This is a genomic window from Spirosoma panaciterrae DSM 21099 (genome assembly GCF_000374025.1).
Classification (GTDB): domain Bacteria; phylum Bacteroidota; class Bacteroidia; order Cytophagales; family Spirosomataceae; genus Spirosoma; species Spirosoma panaciterrae.
The window spans coordinates 184952-206525 of sequence record NZ_KB893174.1; the positions used below are offsets into that span (position 1 = coordinate 184952).

General features: G+C 50.1%; 16 protein-coding genes. 11 read left to right on the top strand and 5 right to left on the bottom strand.

The features are described 5' to 3' along the window. Positions 1 to 10 precede the first annotated feature (10 nt). Together B153_RS0106435 and B153_RS0106440 are read left to right on the top strand one after the other, a co-directional pair. Positions 11 to 922 carry a hypothetical protein gene (locus B153_RS0106435; protein ID WP_020595867.1) on the top strand — a complete coding sequence of 304 codons (912 nt, stop codon included), beginning with the start codon at positions 11 to 13 and terminating at the stop codon, positions 920 to 922. A gap of 6 nt (positions 923 to 928) precedes the next feature. Continuing rightward, positions 929 to 1738, top strand: coding sequence for an MbnP family protein (locus tag B153_RS0106440; RefSeq protein ID WP_020595868.1), 810 nt, complete (start codon positions 929 to 931; stop codon positions 1736 to 1738). Positions 1739 to 1847: 109 nt separating this feature from the next. On the opposite strand, the gene B153_RS0106445 is transcribed toward B153_RS0106440, so the two are convergent. The 3 genes from B153_RS0106445 to B153_RS0106455 all read right to left on the bottom strand — a co-directional run bounded on the left by B153_RS0106445 (position 1848) and on the right by B153_RS0106455 (position 4677). Further along, positions 1848 to 2435 carry a methyltransferase family protein gene (locus tag B153_RS0106445; protein ID WP_040760951.1) on the bottom strand — a complete coding sequence of 196 codons (588 nt, stop codon included), beginning with the start codon at positions 2433 to 2435 and terminating at the stop codon, positions 1848 to 1850. A 119-nt stretch (positions 2436 to 2554) separates the two neighbouring features. Further along, the gene (gene solA / locus B153_RS0106450) at positions 2555 to 3715 is read right to left on the bottom strand and encodes an N-methyl-L-tryptophan oxidase (protein WP_020595870.1); all 1161 of its coding nucleotides are present in this window, start codon (positions 3713 to 3715) and stop codon (positions 2555 to 2557) included. Between the two features lie 116 nt (positions 3716 to 3831). Then, positions 3832 to 4677 (bottom strand): outer membrane beta-barrel protein, encoded by an 846-nt coding sequence (locus tag B153_RS0106455; RefSeq protein WP_020595871.1) that lies wholly within the window; start codon positions 4675 to 4677, stop codon positions 3832 to 3834. Positions 4678 to 4924: 247 nt separating this feature from the next. Between B153_RS0106455 and B153_RS0106460 the strand changes: the two genes are divergently transcribed. The 7 genes from B153_RS0106460 (at position 4925) to B153_RS0106490 (ending at position 14965) form a co-directional block, all read left to right on the top strand. Continuing rightward, a complete protein-coding gene (locus B153_RS0106460) occupies positions 4925 to 5572 on the top strand; it encodes an RNA polymerase sigma-70 factor (RefSeq protein ID WP_020595872.1) in 648 nt (215 codons plus the stop codon). A 35-nt stretch (positions 5573 to 5607) separates the two neighbouring features. Beyond that, positions 5608 to 6609 (top strand): FecR family protein, encoded by a 1002-nt coding sequence (locus B153_RS0106465; protein ID WP_020595873.1) that lies wholly within the window; start codon positions 5608 to 5610, stop codon positions 6607 to 6609. A 23-nt stretch (positions 6610 to 6632) separates the two neighbouring features. Beyond that, a complete protein-coding gene (locus B153_RS0106470) occupies positions 6633 to 10052 on the top strand; it encodes a SusC/RagA family TonB-linked outer membrane protein (RefSeq protein WP_020595874.1) in 3420 nt (1139 codons plus the stop codon). Positions 10053 to 10070: 18 nt separating this feature from the next. Next, a complete protein-coding gene (locus B153_RS0106475) occupies positions 10071 to 11690 on the top strand; it encodes a RagB/SusD family nutrient uptake outer membrane protein (RefSeq protein WP_020595875.1) in 1620 nt (539 codons plus the stop codon). An 88-nt stretch (positions 11691 to 11778) separates the two neighbouring features. Next, the gene (locus B153_RS0106480) at positions 11779 to 13551 is read left to right on the top strand and encodes a hypothetical protein (protein WP_020595876.1); all 1773 of its coding nucleotides are present in this window, start codon (positions 11779 to 11781) and stop codon (positions 13549 to 13551) included. 386 nt (positions 13552 to 13937) lie between these two features. Beyond that, positions 13938 to 14498, top strand: a complete 561-nt coding sequence (locus tag B153_RS0106485) for an antitoxin Xre-like helix-turn-helix domain-containing protein (protein WP_020595877.1) — start codon at positions 13938 to 13940, stop codon at positions 14496 to 14498. Next, complete coding sequence (locus B153_RS0106490; RefSeq protein WP_020595878.1) at positions 14498 to 14965, top strand: RES family NAD+ phosphorylase; 468 nt, start codon at positions 14498 to 14500, stop codon at positions 14963 to 14965. The genes B153_RS0106485 and B153_RS0106490 overlap by 1 nt, the downstream gene beginning before the upstream one ends. Positions 14966 to 15107: 142 nt before the next feature. Here B153_RS0106490 and B153_RS0106495 read toward each other — a convergent pair whose 3' ends face one another. Continuing rightward, on the bottom strand, positions 15108 to 16301 hold the full coding sequence (locus B153_RS0106495; RefSeq protein ID WP_020595879.1) for a lipoprotein N-acyltransferase Lnb domain-containing protein: 1194 nt from the start codon (positions 16299 to 16301) through the stop codon (positions 15108 to 15110). A gap of 278 nt (positions 16302 to 16579) precedes the next feature. After that, on the bottom strand, positions 16580 to 16819 hold the full coding sequence (locus tag B153_RS0106500; RefSeq protein WP_020595880.1) for a hypothetical protein: 240 nt from the start codon (positions 16817 to 16819) through the stop codon (positions 16580 to 16582). A 509-nt stretch (positions 16820 to 17328) separates the two neighbouring features. Between B153_RS0106500 and B153_RS0106505 the strand changes: the two genes are divergently transcribed. Next, positions 17329 to 18420, top strand: a complete 1092-nt coding sequence (locus B153_RS0106505) for an efflux RND transporter periplasmic adaptor subunit (protein WP_020595881.1) — start codon at positions 17329 to 17331, stop codon at positions 18418 to 18420. Between the two features lie 15 nt (positions 18421 to 18435). Then, positions 18436 to 21555 (top strand): efflux RND transporter permease subunit, encoded by a 3120-nt coding sequence (locus tag B153_RS0106510; RefSeq protein ID WP_020595882.1) that lies wholly within the window; start codon positions 18436 to 18438, stop codon positions 21553 to 21555. The last annotated feature ends 19 nt before the right edge of the window (positions 21556 to 21574 follow it).

A 21574-nucleotide genomic window follows, 5' to 3' on the forward strand; every position in this document is an offset into this window, starting at 1 on the left:
GCTATGCCCTATGACAAAATATCTCTTTTTCGGGTTGTTAACCCTGCTGGCTGTACCAACGCTGGCCTGTGATCTCTGCGGCTGTAGCAACGGAGGTTCCTTTTTTGGGATTTTACCACAGGGGCATCGGGGATTTCTGGGAATTCGATACCGATACAACTCGTATAACTCGCATTTGAACAGCCTGAATCTAAGCAGTCAGGAGCAGTTCCGAACGGCCGAACTCTGGGGACGGTTTTATCCGGCCCGTCGGGTTCAGGTGATGGCCTTTGTTCCGTATCAGTTTAGCCAGCAAACCCTGCTCAAATCGGGTGATGTAACCCCGCTTCGTGGCCTAAGCGATATAACTGTATTGGCGCATTACAATGTGCTGAACACGTTTATGGACGATTCGATTGTCCATGCTGTAAACCATAACCTGCTCATTGGGGGTGGGACGAAGTTGCCAACGGGGCGTTTTCGGTATGATGAAAACAGCCTTCTGGATGTTGCTAATCCGAATTTTCAGCTTGGAACGGGTAGTGTCGACTGGATTGCCAATGTAATCTACACGGCTCGCTACAAAAATTGGGGGTTGAATGCCGACCTCTCGTACCGCATGACAACAACCAATCCGAACGGTTACCGATTTGGTAATCGATTCAATTCGTCGGCGTCGGTTTTTTACCTGACCAGCCTAAACCGTCGATCGATTATGCCCAATGCCGGTCTGTTTGTAGAACAGGCGGGGCACGATGTTCGTGATAAGGTAATGAATAAACAAACGGGTGGATATGCTGCCTACCTAAACCTGGGGACGGAAGTGTACCTGAACAAGTTATCGCTGGGCATTAGCTACCGGCAACCGATATCGCAGTATTTATCAGATGGCGAACTGCGCGCCAACGCACAATTGACGACTCATATCACCTTTTTATTCTGATTAGCTATGCGCTCCAGGCTTTTGCTTCTGTTTATATTGGTTAGTTTGGGGGTAGGTGCATTTTTGGCCTGCCAGAACGAGGTTGGTACCGCTGAAACGGGATCGCTCACCTTACGATTTGATAATGTGGTTGGAAATCAGGATTTGGCCCTGGGGACAGTTACCTATCAGAATGCGGCAGGTGAGCCGTTTACGGTCACCAAATTCAATTATTTCGTCAGTAATTTCCGACTTATCAAGGCCGATGGTACTGACTATGTTCTGCCTCAGGCTAATAACTACTTTCTAATTCAGGAGGATAAGCCCGCATCCCAATCCTTTACGCTGACAGGCATTCCGGGAGGTATGTATACGGGGATTTCGTTTTTGATTGGCGTGGATAGTCTGCGAAGTCTGGCCGATATTAGCCAGCGTACAGGGGTACTTGACCCGGGGCTGGGAACGCATGAGGCTATGTATTGGGAGTGGAACTCAGGATATATTTTTCTAAAGCTGGAAGGCACGTCGGCAGCCGCGCCTGCATCACAAAATAACCTGTTTTTCTATCATATTGGGGGCTTTGGCGGTGGGTACAACGGCAAGAAAACGATCAACAACCTCCGTACGGTTACGATTCCGTTTAATGGAAATACAGCCCAGATAGCGGCATCGAACAAGCCCCGAATCAACCTGATTGCGGATGTGCTAAACGTATTTAATGGCTCGACAACCTTACGCATTGCCCAGCATTCGTCGGTGATGTTTGAGGATTATTCAACCAATATTGCGAATAACTACACGGGCATGATTCGGTATAAGGATATGCAAAATCAGTGAGGTGATTCGGTAATTGCCAGAACAGGTGCCTGTACGATGGCATCAACGGCCTCTTGCAGCTTCTGTTTTGGCAGTTACCGCGTCGTGTAACGTATATGATGCCCGGACTTTAGCGAGAAGTGAAACGGGGAAAGAGCATTGGCACCCGCTGGCGGTAGGTTTTATAGCTGTCACCGAAGGTATCCACTAGTTTTTGCTCTTCAAAATGAATCCCAACCCGAATGTAAAACGTTGCAGCTAGTACCAGAATTGAAGTAGACCAGGTAGGTTGGCTAATCCAGATGCCCAGCAAACTCAAAATAATGCCCGTATAAAGAGGATGCCGAACGTATTGTAGCAAGCCCGTCTGCCGTAACGCTGGCGCGGCTTCCTGTTGACCCTCAGAAGCCCACCCAACAAATTCAGCCAGATCATATCCCCATAGGGCAATCAGCGCAATCCCAATGCCCAGGACTGTGACAGACGTACCGATCAGTGGTGTGCCTTGCCAGGTGCTAATGTAGTCGACCGGGGCCACCCAATGCAGCCAGAGAACCGGCAGAAAGGTAATCAGCGCGATGCCGTTATAAAGCAACCGATAGTAGCGATTGAGCTTTCCCAGTCTGGAAGCGGCTGTTTGTTTGAGCCATGAGCTGGCCGTCAGGCTGTGGATCAGGCCAAACATAAACCAACTTACCAGGATCAAAACGTAATGCATAACCGAATGCGACAGGATACTGAATTGAACAATGAGCACAAACAAGGCTTGTATGGAAAAATAGTCAAAAGACTTTTTTGATGCAAAACGGTTTAAGCGGGCAGGACGATGCATACTGGCTAAACCGAAAACGCACTAAACCGAAAGGAGCTGATGTCGAACTCCGTTTTTCCTGCTAAGGCCAACTCTGCCAGAATCTGCCCAACGGCTGCCGAATGCTTAAAACCGTGTCCGGAACAGGCAGAAGCCAGTAAAACATGGGCATAGTCAGGATGCTGGTCGATGATGAAATCCCCATTGGGAGTCATGGTGTAGAGGCAAACGACAGATTTTACGCAGGTGGGCCCAATGCCCTGAAGATTTGGGTCAACAAATTGCGTATACATTCGTTGTGTTTCGGCCTGGCTGATGCTCCGGTTCACGGTGTCGGGAGCGGTGGGGGATTCATACGTTTCCGTAGCCACTTTGAGGCCGCCAGTTGGTCCATTTATAGCTGGGAAACCGTAGATACCCCGATCATTCAGAATGAAGATGGGCATTTTGTCAGGTGTATACAGCTTGTAGTCACCGTCTATAGAAAACCAGTAAAGCACCTGACGATAAACCCGTAATACATTCCGAAAGGGTGTCGGGCGGAGCGATTCCAGCACCCATGCCCCCGTCGTTAGAATCAATTTTCGGGCCTGATACTGACCTTTATTGGTTTGGACGGTTACGCCAGAGGCTGTTGGCTGGAATGCGATCATACGCTCATGGGTGTGGATCGATGCGCCTGCCTTCCGGGCCTGTTCCAGTTGAACACGGATGCACCACTCAGGATGTAAAAAGCCCGCTTCGGGTTCGTAATATCCTATATCGTTTGGCGCGTACCGAAATTGCGGAAATTCCTGCCGGAGGGTGTCCGTATCCAATAGGCGATGCGCAATGCCAAACTGTTCGGCGGCCTGAAGGGTAGTGGTTAACCAGCCTGGTTTATTACGGGTTTGAACAGTAGAGTGGGGCTGACCAACAAACAACCCACCCGTAATGGTAAGTAGGTCTTGACCCGATTGTGTTTCCAGTTCGCGCCAGATCTGGTACGAGCGTAGCGTAAGGGGTACAAAATGCAGCCCTTCGCAAATGGCCTGCCGGGTGATGCGCGTATCACCATGCGTAGAGCCGAGTGTATGCGGAGGGTCGAACTGGTCAATGCCCAGAATGTGAGGGGTTTGTTTGGAGAGCTGGTAGAGCGTAGCACTGCCCATGGCTCCTAAACCGATAACAATAGCATCGTAGTGCATACGTCGGGAGGTAATTACTCCCAAAATAGTAAAATAAACCGCAACGACGCGAAACTGTCAGGAAAGACACCGGTGCTGGTACCTGACAGTTTCGCGTCGTTGCGGTTTATCGGGGGCTATTTCTTTTTAGCAAGGGCTGTTACTTTATGAAGCGAGTAGGCCACATTAAGGCTTAACGCCCGATTTTTGAGCTTATCATATGCTCCCGCAAATGGGTCGATATTCACTAAGCCCAGCTCGTAGGCTATACTGAGACGAAGACCCTGCGGCAATTGATAACCGCCCGTGAAAGCCAATCCGGCATCGAAACGCTTGTAGCCCAGGTTTTTATCGAAAGCCGAGACAGAAGGGGTGTTGTCGGAGTCTTTAATGGTACCCCATAATCCATAAGCCAGGTAGAAACCAACTCCGCCAAATAGGCGACCTTTGTTGCTGGGTAAATCGTGGTTATAGAGCATATAGGCCGGGATTTCCAGATACGTCATCCGGGTAGTCGATGTACCCGACTTGTAGGTTGTTTTGCTGCCTTTGCCAATCAGTTGTACGCCGTACAGTAATGATACATGGCTGAGAAACGGGGCTTTATCGGGTGGTACTGTAGGGCCGGTCCGGGGATCGTTCGTGGCTAGAAGCGTACTGGGATCGGCGGGCTTAACATGTTGGCTCGTGCTGGGGGTATAGTAATGGATGATCTGGTTGACCAATCCCTGGTTGTGAAACTGTATGGCTAGATTCAGGGCCAGCACATCGCCCGGCGTTGGTGCTGTAGCGGCATAGGGTGTCCCCGCATAGGAAGGATTGAGCAACTTTTGCCTGACCATGTCGATGGAGGCTTGCAGGAAGGTATCGATTTTTCGATCTAAATCTGTAGAGGGGCGTTGGGGGATCTCCGGTCCCAGTAACTGGCCCCATACTACGTTGGGTAAAATTCCGATAAACAGTAAAAATGCAATGTTTTTCATGGTCGTAAGAGGTAGCATTTGTTTACTTAAAGTTCCCCCAACGCCATCAGGCAAAATATAGTTAGTGCTAACTATTTTGACCCTCTAACCGAACCAGATGCGGAATGCAACAAACTGTTCGAAGGGTTCGTACGGGTAAACAGCCCATTTGCTGGTTCAACTTTTTCCTCATAAAGTGAAATTATTTTGAGCAGGGAGATAGGGTGTCAACTGCCTTTTGTGTCTTCGTAAGTAATAACCTCGTACTATGAGCCAGACCCAGTCTCTTTATCCTGATTATCGCGGTAAACCCCTGATGGGTACCGAAGCTGGCAGCAATGAAAGCCGAGTGGTCGATTCGGAGGTGTTTATCCGGCAAGCTTTTGAGCGGAGCATTCGCGAAGGATATGAATTATTGTTCCGACGCTATTATCGGCCCCTCTGTAATCATGCTGTGCGATTTGTTCAGTCGAAAGAGCAGGCCGAAGATCTGGTGTCCGAAGTGTTCACGGCATTCTGGAAAGGGCAGATGCATCTGCACATTACTACGTCTATGCGTGCGTATCTGTTCCGGTCGTTACGAAACCGAATTTATAATCATCTGCGCGATGAACTAACGAACCAACCCACCACCGATCAACTGATCGATGTAACCGAACCGGAAGACCCTCAGCAGATTCTGTTATTCACCGAATTGTACACAAAAGTACAGGCCGTTATTAAAGCGTTGCCTCCACAGTGTCAGCGCGTTTTTCTGATGAGCCGATTCGAAAATAAAAAGCACCGGGAAATAGCCGATGAATTGTCAATTTCGGTGAAAGCGGTCGAAATGCATATTTCAAAAGCACTCAATCAACTACGGACTGCCCTGTTTACCCTTTTCGGTCTACTGGCGCTCAGTGGCCTACTGCTCTGACCTTAATAAAGCTGTACATACCTGTTGAAAACCGCATGAATATCCCTGTCAACAAACAACTGATCTTCGAGCATTTCGCAGATCGAGTTACACCCCTTCAGCATCGAATGATCGCTGAGTGGCTCGAAGATCCGACGAATCAGGAGCTGTACTATGAATGGCTGGAGGAATGGGAACTCCAGAATCCGCAATATGCCGTGGACGTGGAAGCCCCTCTGGAGAAATCACTGAAGAAATTGCTGACCGAGCAGCCGCCTTTTCAGGGCCATTTGGCCGGCCAGTCGACCCGCCGATTTTTTTCGCCCTGGCAGTGGGCTGCCGTAGTAGCCGGGCTTGTCCTGATGAGTGCATTGTATGTTAGTCGTACGTATATACGCTATCGTTCGGAGACGACAACCTACGGGGAGATCCGAAAAATTGTTCTGCCCGAAGGCAGCGTGGTTACCCTCAATGCCAATTCGTCATTACGGTACCCACGATTTGGCTTTGGTGATAAGGAACGGCGCGTTTTTCTGACGGGTGAGGCCAGTTTTGCCGTGCAGCATCTCAAAAACCATGCTCGGTTTGTGGTCAGTACCGATCATGATCTTGATGTAGTTGTGCTGGGGACCGAATTCAATGTGTTCTCTCGTCCACGCGGGGCCAAAGTAGTGCTGCAACGGGGAAAAGTAGAGATTGTCCGCACACAACATCCAACGGCCCGGCATATCACATTAAAACCGGGCGACCTGGTCAGCCTTGACTCGTCGGGATTCTGGTCGATGAAACACCTGACGCGCCCGGATGCCTATGTGGCCTGGCAGGAGCATCGTTTCGAGTTCGATCAGACAGCCCTGGCCGAAATTGCCAAACTGCTGGAAGAGAACTATGGTATGCATGTCCAAATAGCCGACACAGCCCTGGCCGAACGTACGGTGTCGGGTACATTCAGCACCCGAACAGCCGCCGAATTGAGCCAGGTAATTGCCGACCTGCTGGACATTTCGGTTAGCCAGAAAGGCAATCAGATTCTGTTTAAAGAACCCCTCACTCCTTGATCCGATTTTAAATTTCTCCTACAATGCAAAACACGTTACTGATTAAGCCCTTTGTTGTGTTGCTGTTCGCCACACAGATCTGGCCTGCTTCGGGGCAGGTGCTGGCAAGGCGGTATCAAAAGACCAACGGGATGTCGCTGCAAAAGCCTCAGTCATCGACATCATTGCCGCTCAAAGATGTACTTGTACAACTCAAGAAAGCCTATCAGGTCGATCTGCTCTTCGAAGATAAAGCGATAGAAGGCTACATGGCACCTGTGCCCGAATTCAGCCGATCAGTAGAAGTGGAGTTGAAGCAACTGCTGCAACCGCTTGGCCTGCGGTACAAAAAAGTCAAGAAAGATGCCTATCTGATACAGACCGGGAAGTCGGGCAAACCGAAAACGACATCGGCCGCTACCACCTCGGCCAGTCTGGAGCCGGAATCGCTTCCAGCCACGCTTACTGCTGAACCCGACGTAAAAGCCTTGGCCGTTGCTGAAGTGAAAAGCCTTGTAGCAGCCGACCAGGTCGTAACCGGAACCGTACGGGATGCGAAAGGGGAGGTCCTGCCCGGAGTGAACGTGGTTGTGAAAGGAACCTCGAGGGGAACTACCACCGATGGGCAAGGCGCTTTTCGGGTATCAGTGCCCGACAACTCCGCTGTTCTGGTATTCAGTTTTGTCGGCTACCAGCCGCAGGAAATTCGTGTGGGCAACCAGATCGCTATTCAAGTGCGCTTACTGGCCGACGAAAAATCGCTGAATGAAGTGGTTGTCGTGGGCTACGGTACGCAGTCGCGAAAAAACCTGACCAGCGCCATCAGTACCATCAAACCGGAAGAACTGAACCGGGGAGCCATCAGCGATGTAGGGCAGTTGTTGCAGGGAAAAGTACCTGGCCTGAATATTTCGGCCAGTGGTGACCCCAACGCTCCGGCGGCTGTAGTCCTGCGGGGAGCCTCGACCATCAACAGTTCGCAGGGGCCATTCTATGTGATCGATGGGGTGCCGGGGGCTGATATTTCCATCATTGCGCCCGACGATATTGCGTCGATCGATGTCCTGAAGGATGCGGCTGCTACGGCTATTTATGGAAACCGGGCGGCCAATGGGGTAATCATGGTGACGACCAAACGGGGCAAAAAAGGGCAGATGGTGGTAAACTACAGTGGCTATGCCGGTATTGAAAACGTATCCAGCAAATTGCACATGATGGATGCCGCCCAGTTGCGGGATTTTCTGACCAAAAATGGCCAGTCGTTTTCGCCCACCGACGATAAAGGGGCGAATACCAACTGGCAGGAAGCGGTCGAAAAAAGCTCCGCCGTTTCGCAGAACCACAATCTATCGATCAGTGGTGGAACGGAACACAGCACTTACAGCGCGAGCATCAACTACCTCGATAAGCAGGGTATATTGCAGGGGAGCTCGCTGAATCGGGTCATAGCCCGGCTGTCGGTGGATCAGTATGCCCTCAACGACCGGATTCGATTTAGCCTCAACGTGACTAACTCATCCAGTAATGCCAATAATACCCCCTTACGGAACAATGTGCTGCTGCAGATGATCAACCACCTGCCTGTATCGCCCGTTACGAATCCCGACGGCAGCTACTACGAAAATTTTCAGAACACGGGCTATTTCAACCCGGTGGCTATCATCAATCACGCCAAGGATAATACCAAATACAATAACCTGGTCGGATCGCTGAATACACACGTGAACCTGCCCTTCGGCCTGACGTACGACCTGAATCTGTCGTATCAGAACAATACCTCACTGCATGGGGAAGCCTACGATAGCTATTTCACCCAATACAACAGTGCCAACTTCTACAATAACCCTGATCCTCCGGCCGTACACGGGTTGCTGAACTTTGGTACCAATGGTTCGGCCCTGCGAAATACCTACCAGACGACCCGAAAGGTCCTGGAAACGTTCCTGACCTGGGATAAATCGATTGGCGATCATACCATCAATGCCGTGCTTGGCTACTCCTGGCAGGGGGCTGTATCGGGCGATGGGTTTCAGACTTCCAGTACCAATTTTCCGGTCGACAACATTGGCTATAACAACTTCGCACTCAGTAATCCCTATGCGGTGCCGAGTTATCGGATCAATTTTGGAGCTGATGGCATTTATCAGGAAACCCGCCTGATCTCCGACTTTGTCCGTCTGAATTACAACTACAAGGATAAGTACCTGATTCAGGGGTCGATTCGACGGGATGGAAGCTCCGTATTCGGGGCCAACAACCAATGGGGGTATTTCCCGGCAGTAGGGGTGGCCTGGCGGATCGGTCAGGAAGGATTTATGCAGAAGCAGAGCCTGTTCAATGACCTCAAACTACGGGCCAGCTATGGTGTAACGGGTAACTCGTCGGGTTTCAATGCGTACACGGCCCAGTTCATTTCCGGAAGTCTCGGAACGTATTATTACAATGGAGTCCAAACATCGGCCTATGGACCTACGCAGGCGGCCAACCCCGATCTGAAGTGGGAGCGGACGGCAACCTCCAACATCGGTCTGGATTTTACGGTGTTGAAAGGAAAACTGAGCGGTACACTGGAATGGTATGACAAAACCACTACCGGCATGATTTACTCCTACCGTGTCGATCCTATTCTGGTTCCTGTTGGCAGCATCATTGCCAACGGAGGTAATATGAGCAACAAAGGAATTGAACTTAGTTTGAGTGCCACCCCGGTTCGGACAACGAACTTTAGCTGGACTACCGGACTGAACCTGGCGCATAACACCAACAAAATCACCAGCCTGACAAACCCTCTTTTTGTCGGGGGCGACTCGACACGAACCACATCGCCAGAAGGAGCGGGACAAACGGGAAGTACATTGCAGATTTTGAAGGCGGGGATGCCACTGGGTGAATTCTTTACGCTGGAATACGCTGGTAAAAATGATAAAGGAGTTTCGCAATATGTAGCCCGGAATGGTAGCCTGACCACTACGCCCATTATTGGGACCGATTATCACTACGCTGGTAGCCCACAACCGAAGCTGCTGGTTGGCTGGACGAACTCGCTCCGGTATGGTAACTTCGATTTCAACCTGTTCTTCCGGGGCGTATTTGGGAACAAGATTTTCAATGCCACCCGGGCCGATCTGTTCCGGCCCAGCACTGCTCAGTTTACCAACATTCTGGTCGATGTAGCGAATGAGTCGCCCACCGATGTGAATGCCTACAAATACTCGACCCGCTTCATTGAAGATGGGAGTTATGTACGCCTGGACAATGCTACACTGGGTTATAACTTCAAGAAACTGGGCGAATACCTAAAAAATCTTCGGGTTTACGCTACGGTGAACAACGCATTCGTCATCACGAGCTATAAGGGAATCGATCCTGAGGTCAACCAGGGCGGTATTGCGCCGGGTATCGATTCGAACAACTTCTATCCTAAAACCCGCACCATTCTGGTGGGCGTAAACGTGTCATTCTAAACCTTACTCGAAAAATCGATGAAAAAAATAGCTGTTCCCGGCGTGTTGCTGGCGTTGTTGGTCTACCTGACAACGGCCTGCCATGACCTGAATGTACCCGTCAATACCGAATTGACCCCTGATATATTCCCCCAGAACTCTACACAGTTTATTCAGGCTTCAGGACCTCCTTATGCCGCTCTGCGTGGTAATTTTTCGCTCGATTACTGGTTCATGCAAACCCTTAGCACCGATGAGGCTATCCTGCCGGCACGGGGGGGGAACTGGTACGATAACCAGAATTATCGGATGCTGCATTACCACGACTGGACGAAAGACCATGGCTGGACAAATAGTGCCTGGAGCTGGCTCTCGACGGTCATTGGGACTACGAATCAGGCCCTGTCAATCCTGGATAAGACCATTCCAGCGTCAGCAGCGGTAAAGCCGACGAATTTAGCCGAGTTGAAAATGGTGCGGGCTCTGGCCTATTTCATGATGATGGATCTGTACGGCAACGTCCCTATCGATACGACCTACGGCGATTTTTCTCCGCATCCAAACGTGCCGCGTGCTCAGGTCTTTTCATTTATTGAGAAGGAGGTGAAAAATGCGATGCCGTATCTGAGTCGGGCAACAGGGCAGAGTGTTTACGGGCGGGCCAACAAGTTTACGGGCTTTTCCCTGCTGGCCAAAATGTATTTGAATGCCGAGTATTATACGGGCACTCAGCGCTACAGCGATTGTATAGTAGCCTGCGACAGCGTGATCAATTCGGGACTGTATGCGCTGGAACCCAGGGCGTCGTACCTCCAGATGTTCTACCCCAACAATGGGCCTCAGATGAAAGAGTTTATCTTCGCGATTCCTTATGATCCGGCGGCTTCGGCTATGTCGGGAACCAATGGGATGATGTATCACGCCCGATACGACGTACCCCGTTCAGAAGCGAAAAAATTTAGCCTGCCGTTTACGCCCAGCGCCCCCGAAAGTACCCTGCCTGAATTTTATGCAAACTTCAATGATCCCAACGACATTCGAAATGGTCAGTGGCTTACGGGACCTCAGTACATGAATGACGGTGTAACCCCCATTACGGTAACGACGACCAAAAAAGGATACGACCAGTTCTACTCAGGCTCCGATGGGAGTGCCGCCTATACCTACCAGGTAAACCTGACCCCGGATATTGTGTTGCGTCAGGACGTAGCTACGTTCGATCTGGGCAATGATGAAGTTGCCTGGAATATGGGTTACCGAAATATCAAATTCTACCCCGATGCTTCGTCGACCTCCCGGAACCAGAATAATGATGTGCCGGTATTCCGCTATTCGGATATTATTTTGATGAAGGCAGAAGCGATTTTGCGGGGAGGGACGCCCACACTGGGCCAAACGGCCCTCTCACTGGTGAATCAGTTACGGGCCAACCGAACCACTTCGCCCGCCTTGTCGAGTGTGACCCTCAACGACATTTATGCCGAACGGTGCCGGGAGTTTGTTTCTGAAACCTGGCACCGGAACGATATGATACGGTTTGGGAAATATGAGGGCAAGTGGGGGTTCAAGACCGATGCCAATGCCAGCCGGCGAATTTTTCCCATACCAACCACTGCATTTACCGTAAACCCCGCCCTGACACAGAATCCCGGTTATTAGTAGAATTGCTGACTGATTGAGTTGTTGAATGAGTAATTGGTTTAGCCACTATTCGTTCAACAATTCAATCAGTTTGTCATACCCCGTTATGGAAACGATTTCGAGGAAACTATTTATCCAGCAATGCCTGGGCTTTGGTGCGTTGGCAAGCTTGTCGTCTGCACCTGTTACAGCCTGGGCTGAAGAGCAGCGGAACGACGATTTTTTCAAAACAGTTGTAGCTGCTAATGAGCAGGAAGTTGGTAAACTGTTAAAAAGCTTACCCGCCGAAATGATCGAGGTTCGCCGACGGGCTGGCTATGATCTGGCTAATCTGGCAGCCGCCTATTGTGAACCTACCTCTTCGTTTTATCAGAACGACGAACTGGTGGGGGCCATGTCGAAGATTATTCGGTTTTTGCTAAAAGCCCAACATGCAGATGGAACCCTGGACCTGGGCAACCTGGCCTCGCCACCCGATACCGCGTTTATTCTGGAACCCCTTACTGCGGCCGCTACGATTCTGAAACTCAACGAACGGGATTCGCTCAATGAGGTAAAGGCGCAGTTAAAGGCGTTTATCGTGAAGGCAGGGGAAGCGCTTCGAACAGGGGGCGTACACACCCCCAACCATCGTTGGGTAGTGTCGGCCGCGCTGGCGAAAATCAATGCGTTGTATCCCAACCCTGGCTATGTGAAACGGATTCATGAATGGCTGGCTGAAGGCGCTTATTGTGACGATGAGGGGAATTACCTTGAGCGAAGTATGAACTACTCGGTTGTGATCGACCGGGCGCTGATTACAATGGCTCATCTGCTGCCTATGCCTTCCCTGTTCGGCCCCGTTCGCAAAAACCTTGAATTAGTATATATTCACTGCGAACCCAACGGGGAGCTGGTTACGGTCGATTCCCGGCGGCAGGATCAGTTTGCTCCCATTGATATCCTTTATTTTTACCATGCGTATCGGTTTATGGCTATTCTGGATAACCAACCCGTATGGGCGGCCATTACCCGGTACATAGAGTCCTTACCTGGCTTCGCCGATCGGGTACTCAACGACTTGCTGGTTACTTTTCTGGAGGAACCACTGTATAAAAAGCCGTTGCCGACGCCCAGGCCTCCGTCGGTTCATTTTGAGGTTTTCTACAAGCACACCAATCTGGTTCGTATCCGGCGGTCCGATACGACGACGACGCTCTTTGGCGGGACAGATTTTCCGATCATAATTGCATCGGGTCGGTCGAACAGTCCGAATTTTTTCAGTTTTCGAAAAGGGGCTGCCATCTTGAAATACATGCGCCTGTCGACCGATTTTTTCAACACGGGCTATTTTCATAGCCAAGGAATCCGGCAGGAGGCAGGCCGATACATCCTGCACCAGAAAATCGAGGCCCCCTATTATCAGCCCTTACCCGCTCAGTATCGGAAAGCCAATGGCGATTACACCCTTTCGCCCAGTACCGACGGGCGTTTCTGGAACAAGATGGACTTTAGTCACCGCCCCCAAAGCAACATCAAAGCACTGGAAACTACCCTTACCGTTCGCGAAACGAATGGGAAGAATGAATTGACCATTCGGGTAGCCAGTGAAGCAGGTGTACGGGTAACCCTGGAACTTTGTTTTAAAGAAGGTGGGGTGCTGACCGGTGTTTCACCACAGGATGGATCGACAGACAACTTCTTTCTGAAAAGTGGGGTAGGACAGTACAGTGTGGGTGCTGATACCATTCAGTTCGGGCCTGGCGTGTATCAGCATGGTAAAACAACCGGGCTGGAAGGGGAACTCTATTCGTCCCATTTCGGGAACCTGCGTACGGCTGGAATGCACGTTTATCTGACAGGGTTGACCCCGTTTGTGCATACTATTGCAATTGATTAAAATAGAGTTGGTTAACAGTGTTAAGGAGTATAAGAAAGTTGGGCCTAGCCAAACAAATAGGGTAAATCTTACATTCGTGCCTAAAAAAGCAAAAATGTAAAGTTATAGACCTTACAAAAGCCTCATAAACTCAGGTATTTTTGAGACGATTGATTTTTAATAACTGTCAAGTGGCCTGCCACCGCGGTCCAGTTAGTCGCATACTGCTTGTAGCAGAAGTTGACTTAGGTTTAGTTGGGCTGGGTTGAAAACCCTAATCATGGACTCGATCTCCTGCATTTTTGCTGCATGATTTGATGTCATAGCCAAACTCTTGTCCGTTATAGTGCGTTATAACTGAACTAATGTTGTATATTAGGGGAAATGTTCAGTTTAATTAACAACCCATGGTACATACCAGAATCCAGCCAACCAGTTCCCGCCAGGGATATGCTATCATTCCTCAGGCCCAGCGCAAAGCCTCCCGGGCATTAGTTGATGAGGTAGCAGATCTGAGCGGACTAAGTAAAAAAGAAATGGCGACCCTGATCGGGTTAACCGAACGGGCCTTGTACAAAACAACAACTGGCGATTTTTCAGTGCTGGTTTCAGAACATTTATTCCGGCTCAAAGCCTTATTTGAACACGGATTAGCGGTGTTTGACCAGCATAAAAAAACCTTAACCAGGTGGCTGAAGACCCCACTGGCGGAACTGGCCACCCCAGAAACGGGCTTCGATCCCCTCATGCAATCAGTAGCGGCCAGGCCACTGGACGAAATCAGTCAGACTACCGGCCCCTACGACCTGCTGGCGGCCGCCAACCAACGGGAAGGGGAGTTTACCGCCGACCTGACCAGCTCTGAGCCCGTAGCGTATCCTACGCCCCTGTCACTTCTCAATACGGCGACGGGTATTGGGCTGGTGGATGACGTTTTTACACGCATCGAATACGGCGTATTTAGCTAATGGATGTCTACAGAATTCTGAAAGAACCGCATTGGCATGACCCCCTGACGGTGGTGGGAGCGGAGAAAGCCCCCGGCCGCTGGAACCCCAGAGAGCAGGGAATCCTCTATACAGGCTCCTCACCCGCTTTGGCCTTGCTGGAAATTATGGCCCATCTACCCGAGGTAGCCTATGAGGCTTTACCAGCCTTGCGCCTGTTTACGTTGCGCCTACCCGAAAATGCCTTGCGGTGGGTCAACCCCCAGGCCTTGCCACCGGGCTGGGACCGGCCCCAGGCGTTAGCCGCCACACAAACGTTTTTTGCTGAATGGCTGGAAAAGCCCACCGAGTTAGGGTTGGCCGTTCCCTCTGCCGTGTTGCCGATCTCCTACAATTACCTGCTGCACCCTAATCACGTTCAGTTTGGGGATGTACAGGTCATTGGCCAGGTGAACCTACGGCTCGAACGCCGACTTTGGAAACGGTAGGGGTAATTCCTACGGTGAGCGACAGGCATTTAGAAGGGTATAATCAAGCAAACAGGCGTACAGCCCGCTCCAGCGGACCGGCTGCCGATAAATCTTTCATATATGCAGCGGGCTGCTTTTGATTAAACGACAAAGATTCGTCTTAAGAAGGAGCTAAAACGGGTTGACAATTAATCATACATCGAACCAATAACGTGAGCGGACAGACAATATCAAACCAGCCCGGTATATGCGATAGGGCCATGCCCAGCAAAATCAATAAAGCGGTGATCCCAAAATACAGTCCTCGTAATCGCAATGTCGTTTTTGGCCTAGTAGCCCAAAAAGCCAAGGGCAGATGAAGCGGCATTAAATATAATAGGGTTGGATTCCAGGCCGTCACCCCATCATCCCTGATGATCCAGAGTAAAAGTAAAAACCAGCCTAAAAAGCCCGATATGCCAAACAAGAGTCGATCTAACCAGCGATCAACTTTCTCATCATTGACATAACGCCATAAGGTCAACCCAGTCACTAATAAGCATAACAAGGCGAATACTCCATTGGGAGTTTTAACAAAGAAAGTCGGCTGAGTAACTATTTGTGGGGCTGCGAACAGCGTTTGTTCACCTTCAATGAGCGGCTCTAGCTGTCCATTTGGTTGTCTGATAGTGGCCTGGCGCAGTTGGTCAGCCAGTTGATCGGGTAAATACATGGCCCGCCAGCCATCTGTTTGTTGATCGGATGCTTTTCCGAGAGCTAGGTTCATGCCCAACTGATACCAGGGCTGCTTAGTCAAATACGTATTCATCCAATCTCGATACGACTTACCCGTCATGCGTTGGCGGGATGGAATCATCAGACTATCCCCACATGCAGAGGCAATCATGTCGCGAGGTCGAGTGGCGCAGTTATCGTAGTAGAATTGGTAGCTGTAGTACCGATTTTGAGGTAGATTATTTACGTCTAAAGCTGCAATAAGCTGTTGGCGTTGGGTGGCCGAGAGATTCAAGAGCTGTTCCCGAATACTACGATTGGTCTGTTGATAATAATATGCCACCTCACCTAAAGGGTGTACCTCCACATAGTAGGGCAAAGTGCCACTCAAGAACTTTGGAATGAACCAACTGCTCCTATGATTAAAGCCGCCATAGCTATAATTCCGGTCAATGCCGAGTAGGGGATCAACCAGGCGAATTTCAGTATGGCCAAAACAGGACGAGATATCATCGTCACCCGGTCCGTAGGTAATCAGACTAATCCGGGCGGCAGGAGAGAGTTGCTGGCAAGATGCATAGTGACTGAATAGCTCAGCCAAACAGACGATCTGTAAGAGGTAGACTAGCCATCGGCTCATACCTAATCCACTCCTGGTGCTGACGGTTGTCGGACCCACTTTTCTGACAGCTTGACTCAATAGAAGTTGTTGGATGGGGGCCTGTAGACTCATCAAATCGATTAGTTTGCCGCAAGATACTATTTTGGGTCAGTCTGCCGATAAGTTAAGCATCGTAACCGTCGCTGTTAACACCCTATTCTTGAGATGATGACAGCAGTTGTCCTGGCAAAGTAATTCTATCTAAGCTTAATCTTAAATTGTCGTCTCACGAATCATAATCAAAATCTCACATTAAGTTAACTTTTCCCCTCTACGATTGTAGATAATGTACGTTGGATGATAATGAATTCAGGCGAAAACTCGTCCAGAATGCATTGACACGCTTCTACATCTTCCCATATTCGAAGCCGTGCCTGCTCGATAGCTGTAATTCGTAATTGATAGGCATTCGTGCGTTCTACAGGGCAAATCTGAATTAAATCCCGGTAAATCGTTTGTAATTGAGTTAGCAATTGATTGGTATCGGCTGAGTACATAAGCGTTTGAGTTGTAAAGAAAAGTTTCTGTAAAATGCATCCCGATCAGGCTAGCAGCCTGGGTCCATAGAGCCCTTATCCATCTTAAATACGGGAATATTACCCTTGTTGTTGCATCAACGGGTTGTGTAAACTGCTTGTTCTTGGATTGGGTAGTTATTTTTACCTAGTGGTCCTGTAGGTTATTCAACGAAAGGAATCGATTATAGGTATCGAACGCTTTAAAAAGCCTAAATGCCCCGGGTTCCTTGAGTCTTTTTTCTACTATCAATAGTCGGAGCCCTACTAAAATACTGAATAATATATCATACGTATAAGGATAATCGTGTGGGCCGCTCAATGGCCTATTGATCGTTTTGTATAAGACCGTATTTAGATAATTTTAATAAACTATTAGACATCGTTGATATGTCGGTAGTTTTGGCGAATGAATTAAAGGATGCTTCTAGGAAATGAGGCAATTAGGCGTAAATTTTACAGGCATTGCCCCTTAATACTGTAACTTATTTATGCGGACATTTTTTATTCTCGCTTTGCTGGTGGGTGCCTTAACACTTGGCAAGGTTTATTTTTTTCCAAAACCTGATACAAAAACCTCGGGGGGAAGCCCTTCGGGAGTATCTGGGAAAGGCGAAACGAAGGGAAAATCGGGCGATAAAACACCTACGATTCCTGTGGAAATTTACCTGGCCCGTACCGAAAAACTAACTAATGTTCTGGCGGTTTCTGGAACCGTTTTGCCGAATGAAATAGTCGAATTAAAGGCAGAAGTTTCAGGACGGTTGATGCAACTCAACGCCAAAGAAGGTGCGTATGTCAACAAAGGGGAACTGATCGCTAAAATCAACGACGAAGAACTAAAGGCGCAACTGGTTAAGCTGGGGTATCTCGAAAAACGAGCCAAAGATGTGGAAGCCCGTCAGAAACGGCTACTGGCTGTAGAAGGCATCAGCCGGGAGGAATACGATATTGCTGAAAGCAATGTAAACACGGCCCGGGCTGATAAGGAATTATTGATGGCTCAATTGGCGAAAACTGAAATTCGGGCTCCCTTTAGCGGTAAACTTGGTTTGCGGGCTATTAGCCAGGGCGCATTTTTAACCCCCGGAACCCTGGTCACCACGCTCGTACAAACCAATCCTGTAAAAATTGACTTCTCCGTTCCCGAAAAATACGCCAGCCAGATTCGGGTCGGTAGCCCTGTGCGTTTTACATCCGATGGGCTGGGCGCATCCATGACCGCGCAGGTAACAGCGATTAGTCCCTTAATCGACGAGTCGCTGCGCACCATGAAGGTACGCGCGTACACGTCCAATCCGACGGGGCGACTGGTGCCCGGTATGTTTGTCCGGCTCGATGTGCCGCTTGGCAATAACCAAACCATTCAGATACCTACGCAGGCCATTGTGCCCGTGCTGAAAGGGAAAAAAGTATATGTGGTCCGGGAGGGAAAAGCGCAGGAAACCTTTATTAAGACGGGTGTTCGAAACGACCAGCAGATACAGGTTATGGAAGGATTGGTTCCCGGCGACTCGGTGATTATTAGCAGTATCATGTCGCTGAAAAATGGCGCTTCGGTAAAAATCAAAACGAAATCGTAATCTTTACTCAACACTATGAGTCTCTCTACGCTCTCGATTAAGCGACCTGTGCTGGCCATTGTGATGAACCTGCTTATCCTGTTTTTTGGTTGGCTGGGGTTCAAATACCTGGGGGTTCGCGAGTTTCCATCCATCGACCCGCCCGTTATTTCCATCCGGACCAACTATGCCGGCGCCAATGCCGATATTATTGAATCGCAAATAACGGAACCCCTTGAAAAACAACTGAATAGTATCGAGGGGATTAAGTCCATCAATTCGTCGAGCAGCCAGGGACGGAGCGAAATTACCGTCGAGTTCGCCATCGACGTCGATATGGAGCGGGCAGCCAACGATGTTCGCGACAAGGTATCGGCCTCAGCCCGAACGTTGCCACTCGATATAGATGGTCCGCCGATTGTGAGTAAGGCCGATGCCAACTCGGATCAGATCATGATTCTGACCTTGCAGAGCAATACCCGTTCCCACCTGGAAGTCAATGAGTTTGCCGAAAACGTAATTGTTCAGCGCTTACAGACCATCAATGGCGTGAGTGAAGTGTCGATCATGGGGCAGAAAAAATACGCCATGCGGATCTGGATGGACCCGGATAAAATGGCGGCCTATAACATCACGGCCCAGGACGTGAAAACTGCTCTCGATCGCGAAAACGTTGAGTTGCCCAGTGGGAAAGTTGTAGGGAGCAATACAGAGCTGACGGTGAAAACCATAGGGCGTTTTCGTACCGAAGAGGATTTCAACAACATGATCGTCAAAACCCTCGGCGACAATGTCATTCACCTGAGCGATATTGGTCAGGCCGAACTCGGGCCTGAGAATGAAGAAAGTGTGCTCCGCCTGAACGGGGTTCCGATGATTGGGCTGGGTATCGTGCCGCAACCGGGCTCCAATCACCTGGATATTTCGGCGGAAGTCAATAAACGGCTGATCGATATTCGTAAAGACCTCCCGGCCGACTACAGGCTGGACATCATGTTCGATTCGACGGTCTTCGTCAAGCGGTCGGTGGAGGAAGTAGGCGAAACCCTGCTGATTGCCATTGGCCTGGTGGTGCTGATCATCTTCCTGTTTTTCCGTGACTGGCTGGTGGCCTTCCGCCCGCTGATCGACATACCCGTATCGCTGGTAGGGACTTTCTTCGTCATGTACCTGATGGGCTATTCCATCAATGTGCTGACGCTGCTGGCCATCGTAATGGCGACCGGGCTGGTGGTCGATGATGGAATTGTGGTCACGGAGAATATTTTCAAGAAAATCGAGCAGGGGATGAATCCCATCGAAGCGGCCATCAAAGGGTCGAACGAGATTATTTTCGCCGTTCTGTCAACCTCGATTACACTGTCAGCGGTGTTCCTTCCCGTAATTTTTATGGAAGGGTTTGTGGGGAAACTGTTCCGGGAGTTTGGAGTCGTGATTTCGGTGGCGGTCCTGATTTCAGCCTTCGTATCGCTCACCCTGACGCCCATGCTGAATGCCTACCTGAACCGGAAAACCCATAAGAAAACGCGATTCTACGACGCTACAGAGCCGTATTTCGAAGCCATGACCACCGCTTACCACGACCAGTTGGTTCGTTTCCTGAAGGTTCGTTGGGTGGCGCTTCCGATTATTCTGGCCACGCTGGGTATGATCTGGTTTTTTGGGAAAGATCTGCCTTCGGAACTGGCTCCGCTCGACGATCGGAACTGGTTCCGACTGAACATGACGGCTCCTGAAGGCACCTCGTTCGAGTCGATGGACGATTACATGCTACGGGTGGGACAGATGCTGGAGGATTCCATGCCGGGCAAACAGGGCATCATGCTCGTGACGGCTCCCGGCCGTACGGGGTCAGGTAGCCCTAATTCAGGAAGTGGCCGGGTATTTCTGGTCGATAAAATGGAGCGGAAGGGACTCAGCCAGCAGATGATTGCCGACAAAACCACCAAACTGCTCAAGAAATTGCCCGATGCTAAATCAGTAGTTGTGCAGCAGCAGACCATATCCGTCGATAGTCGAGGGGGCTTGCCGGTACAGTACGTCGTTCAGGCCCCGGATTTTGAGAAGTTGCGGGAATACCTGCCCCGTTTTCTGGAAGAAGCCCAGAAAGACCCCACGTTTACCTCCGTCGATGCGAATTTGAAGTTCAATAAACCCGAAGTGAACGTATTCATCGATCGGGAGAAAGCCAAAGCCATCGGCGTTTCCGTGGCCGATGTCGCCCAAACGGTACAATTGGCACTGGCTGGTCAGCGATTCGGGTATTTCACCATGACCGGGCGACAGTATCAGGTGATTGGGCAGTTTGACCGGGCCAACCGAAACGAACCGCTCGACGTTTCGAAAATGTATGTGAAAACCAACCAGGGGCAGGTGGTGCAGTTAGACAACATTGTCAGGATGGATGAGCAGAGCAGCCCCCCGCAGTTGTTTCACTTCAACCGATACATGAGTGCTACCGTACAGGCCGCATTGGCTCCCGGCAAAACCATTGGCGACGGCATTGCGGCTATGAATGCGGTTCGGAACCAGCTCAACGATCCCGCCATCCGTACCGACCTGAGCGGGGCCTCCCGCGATTATGCCGAAAGCCAGTCGAATACGATGTTTTCGTTCATTCTGGCGCTAGTGCTGGTGTATTTTATTCTGGCGGCTCAGTTTGAAAGCTTTGTGGACCCTTTCATCATCATGCTTACTGTACCACTGGCCATTGGTGGTGCTGTTTTTTCGCTCTGGTATTTTAATCAGACGTTTAACATCTTTAGCCAGATCGGAATTATCATGCTAATCGGCCTGGTCACGAAAAATGGAATTCTGATCGTTGAGTTTGCCAACCAGCTTCGGGAGGAAGGGATGTCGATTCGGGAGGCCGCCCTGGAAGCGGCCTCGCTTCGCCTTCGGCCCATTCTAATGACAAGTCTGGCAACGATACTGGGCGCGCTACCGATTGCGCTGGCGTTGGGAGCCGCCGGACAGAGTCGTATGTCGATGGGGATTGTCATTATAGGAGGGCTACTCTTTTCCCTGGTGCTGACCCTGTTCGTGATTCCGGCCATGTACACCTTCCTGTCGCGCAAGCGAAAAGGCGATCCGTCGGTGCATGAGGATCTGGTTAAGGAAGAGGAATTTCCCGCCAAACCCATTGCGACGGTGTAAATGGTTAAGTCGGTTGCGC

Excerpts from the sequence above, each read along its gene's own strand:
- B153_RS0106435 (WP_020595867.1), top strand. The coding sequence starts at position 11 with ATGACAAAATATCTCTTTTTCGGGTTGTTAACCCTGCTGGCTGTACCA.
- B153_RS0106440 (WP_020595868.1), top strand. The coding sequence starts at position 929 with ATGCGCTCCAGGCTTTTGCTTCTGTTTATATTGGTTAGTTTGGGGGTA.
- B153_RS0106445 (WP_040760951.1), bottom strand. The coding sequence starts at position 2,435 with ATGCATTACGTTTTGATCCTGGTAAGTTGGTTTATGTTTGGCCTGATC.
- solA (WP_020595870.1), bottom strand. The coding sequence starts at position 3,715 with ATGCACTACGATGCTATTGTTATCGGTTTAGGAGCCATGGGCAGTGCT.
- B153_RS0106455 (WP_020595871.1), bottom strand. The coding sequence starts at position 4,677 with ATGAAAAACATTGCATTTTTACTGTTTATCGGAATTTTACCCAACGTA.
- B153_RS0106460 (WP_020595872.1), top strand. The coding sequence starts at position 4,925 with ATGAGCCAGACCCAGTCTCTTTATCCTGATTATCGCGGTAAACCCCTG.
- B153_RS0106465 (WP_020595873.1), top strand. The coding sequence starts at position 5,608 with ATGAATATCCCTGTCAACAAACAACTGATCTTCGAGCATTTCGCAGAT.
- B153_RS0106470 (WP_020595874.1), top strand. The coding sequence starts at position 6,633 with ATGCAAAACACGTTACTGATTAAGCCCTTTGTTGTGTTGCTGTTCGCC.
- B153_RS0106475 (WP_020595875.1), top strand. The coding sequence starts at position 10,071 with ATGAAAAAAATAGCTGTTCCCGGCGTGTTGCTGGCGTTGTTGGTCTAC.
- B153_RS0106480 (WP_020595876.1), top strand. The coding sequence starts at position 11,779 with ATGGAAACGATTTCGAGGAAACTATTTATCCAGCAATGCCTGGGCTTT.
- B153_RS0106485 (WP_020595877.1), top strand. The coding sequence starts at position 13,938 with ATGGTACATACCAGAATCCAGCCAACCAGTTCCCGCCAGGGATATGCT.
- B153_RS0106490 (WP_020595878.1), top strand. The coding sequence starts at position 14,498 with ATGGATGTCTACAGAATTCTGAAAGAACCGCATTGGCATGACCCCCTG.
- B153_RS0106495 (WP_020595879.1), bottom strand. The coding sequence starts at position 16,301 with ATGAGCCGATGGCTAGTCTACCTCTTACAGATCGTCTGTTTGGCTGAG.
- B153_RS0106500 (WP_020595880.1), bottom strand. The coding sequence starts at position 16,819 with ATGTACTCAGCCGATACCAATCAATTGCTAACTCAATTACAAACGATT.
- B153_RS0106505 (WP_020595881.1), top strand. The coding sequence starts at position 17,329 with ATGCGGACATTTTTTATTCTCGCTTTGCTGGTGGGTGCCTTAACACTT.
- B153_RS0106510 (WP_020595882.1), top strand. The coding sequence starts at position 18,436 with ATGAGTCTCTCTACGCTCTCGATTAAGCGACCTGTGCTGGCCATTGTG.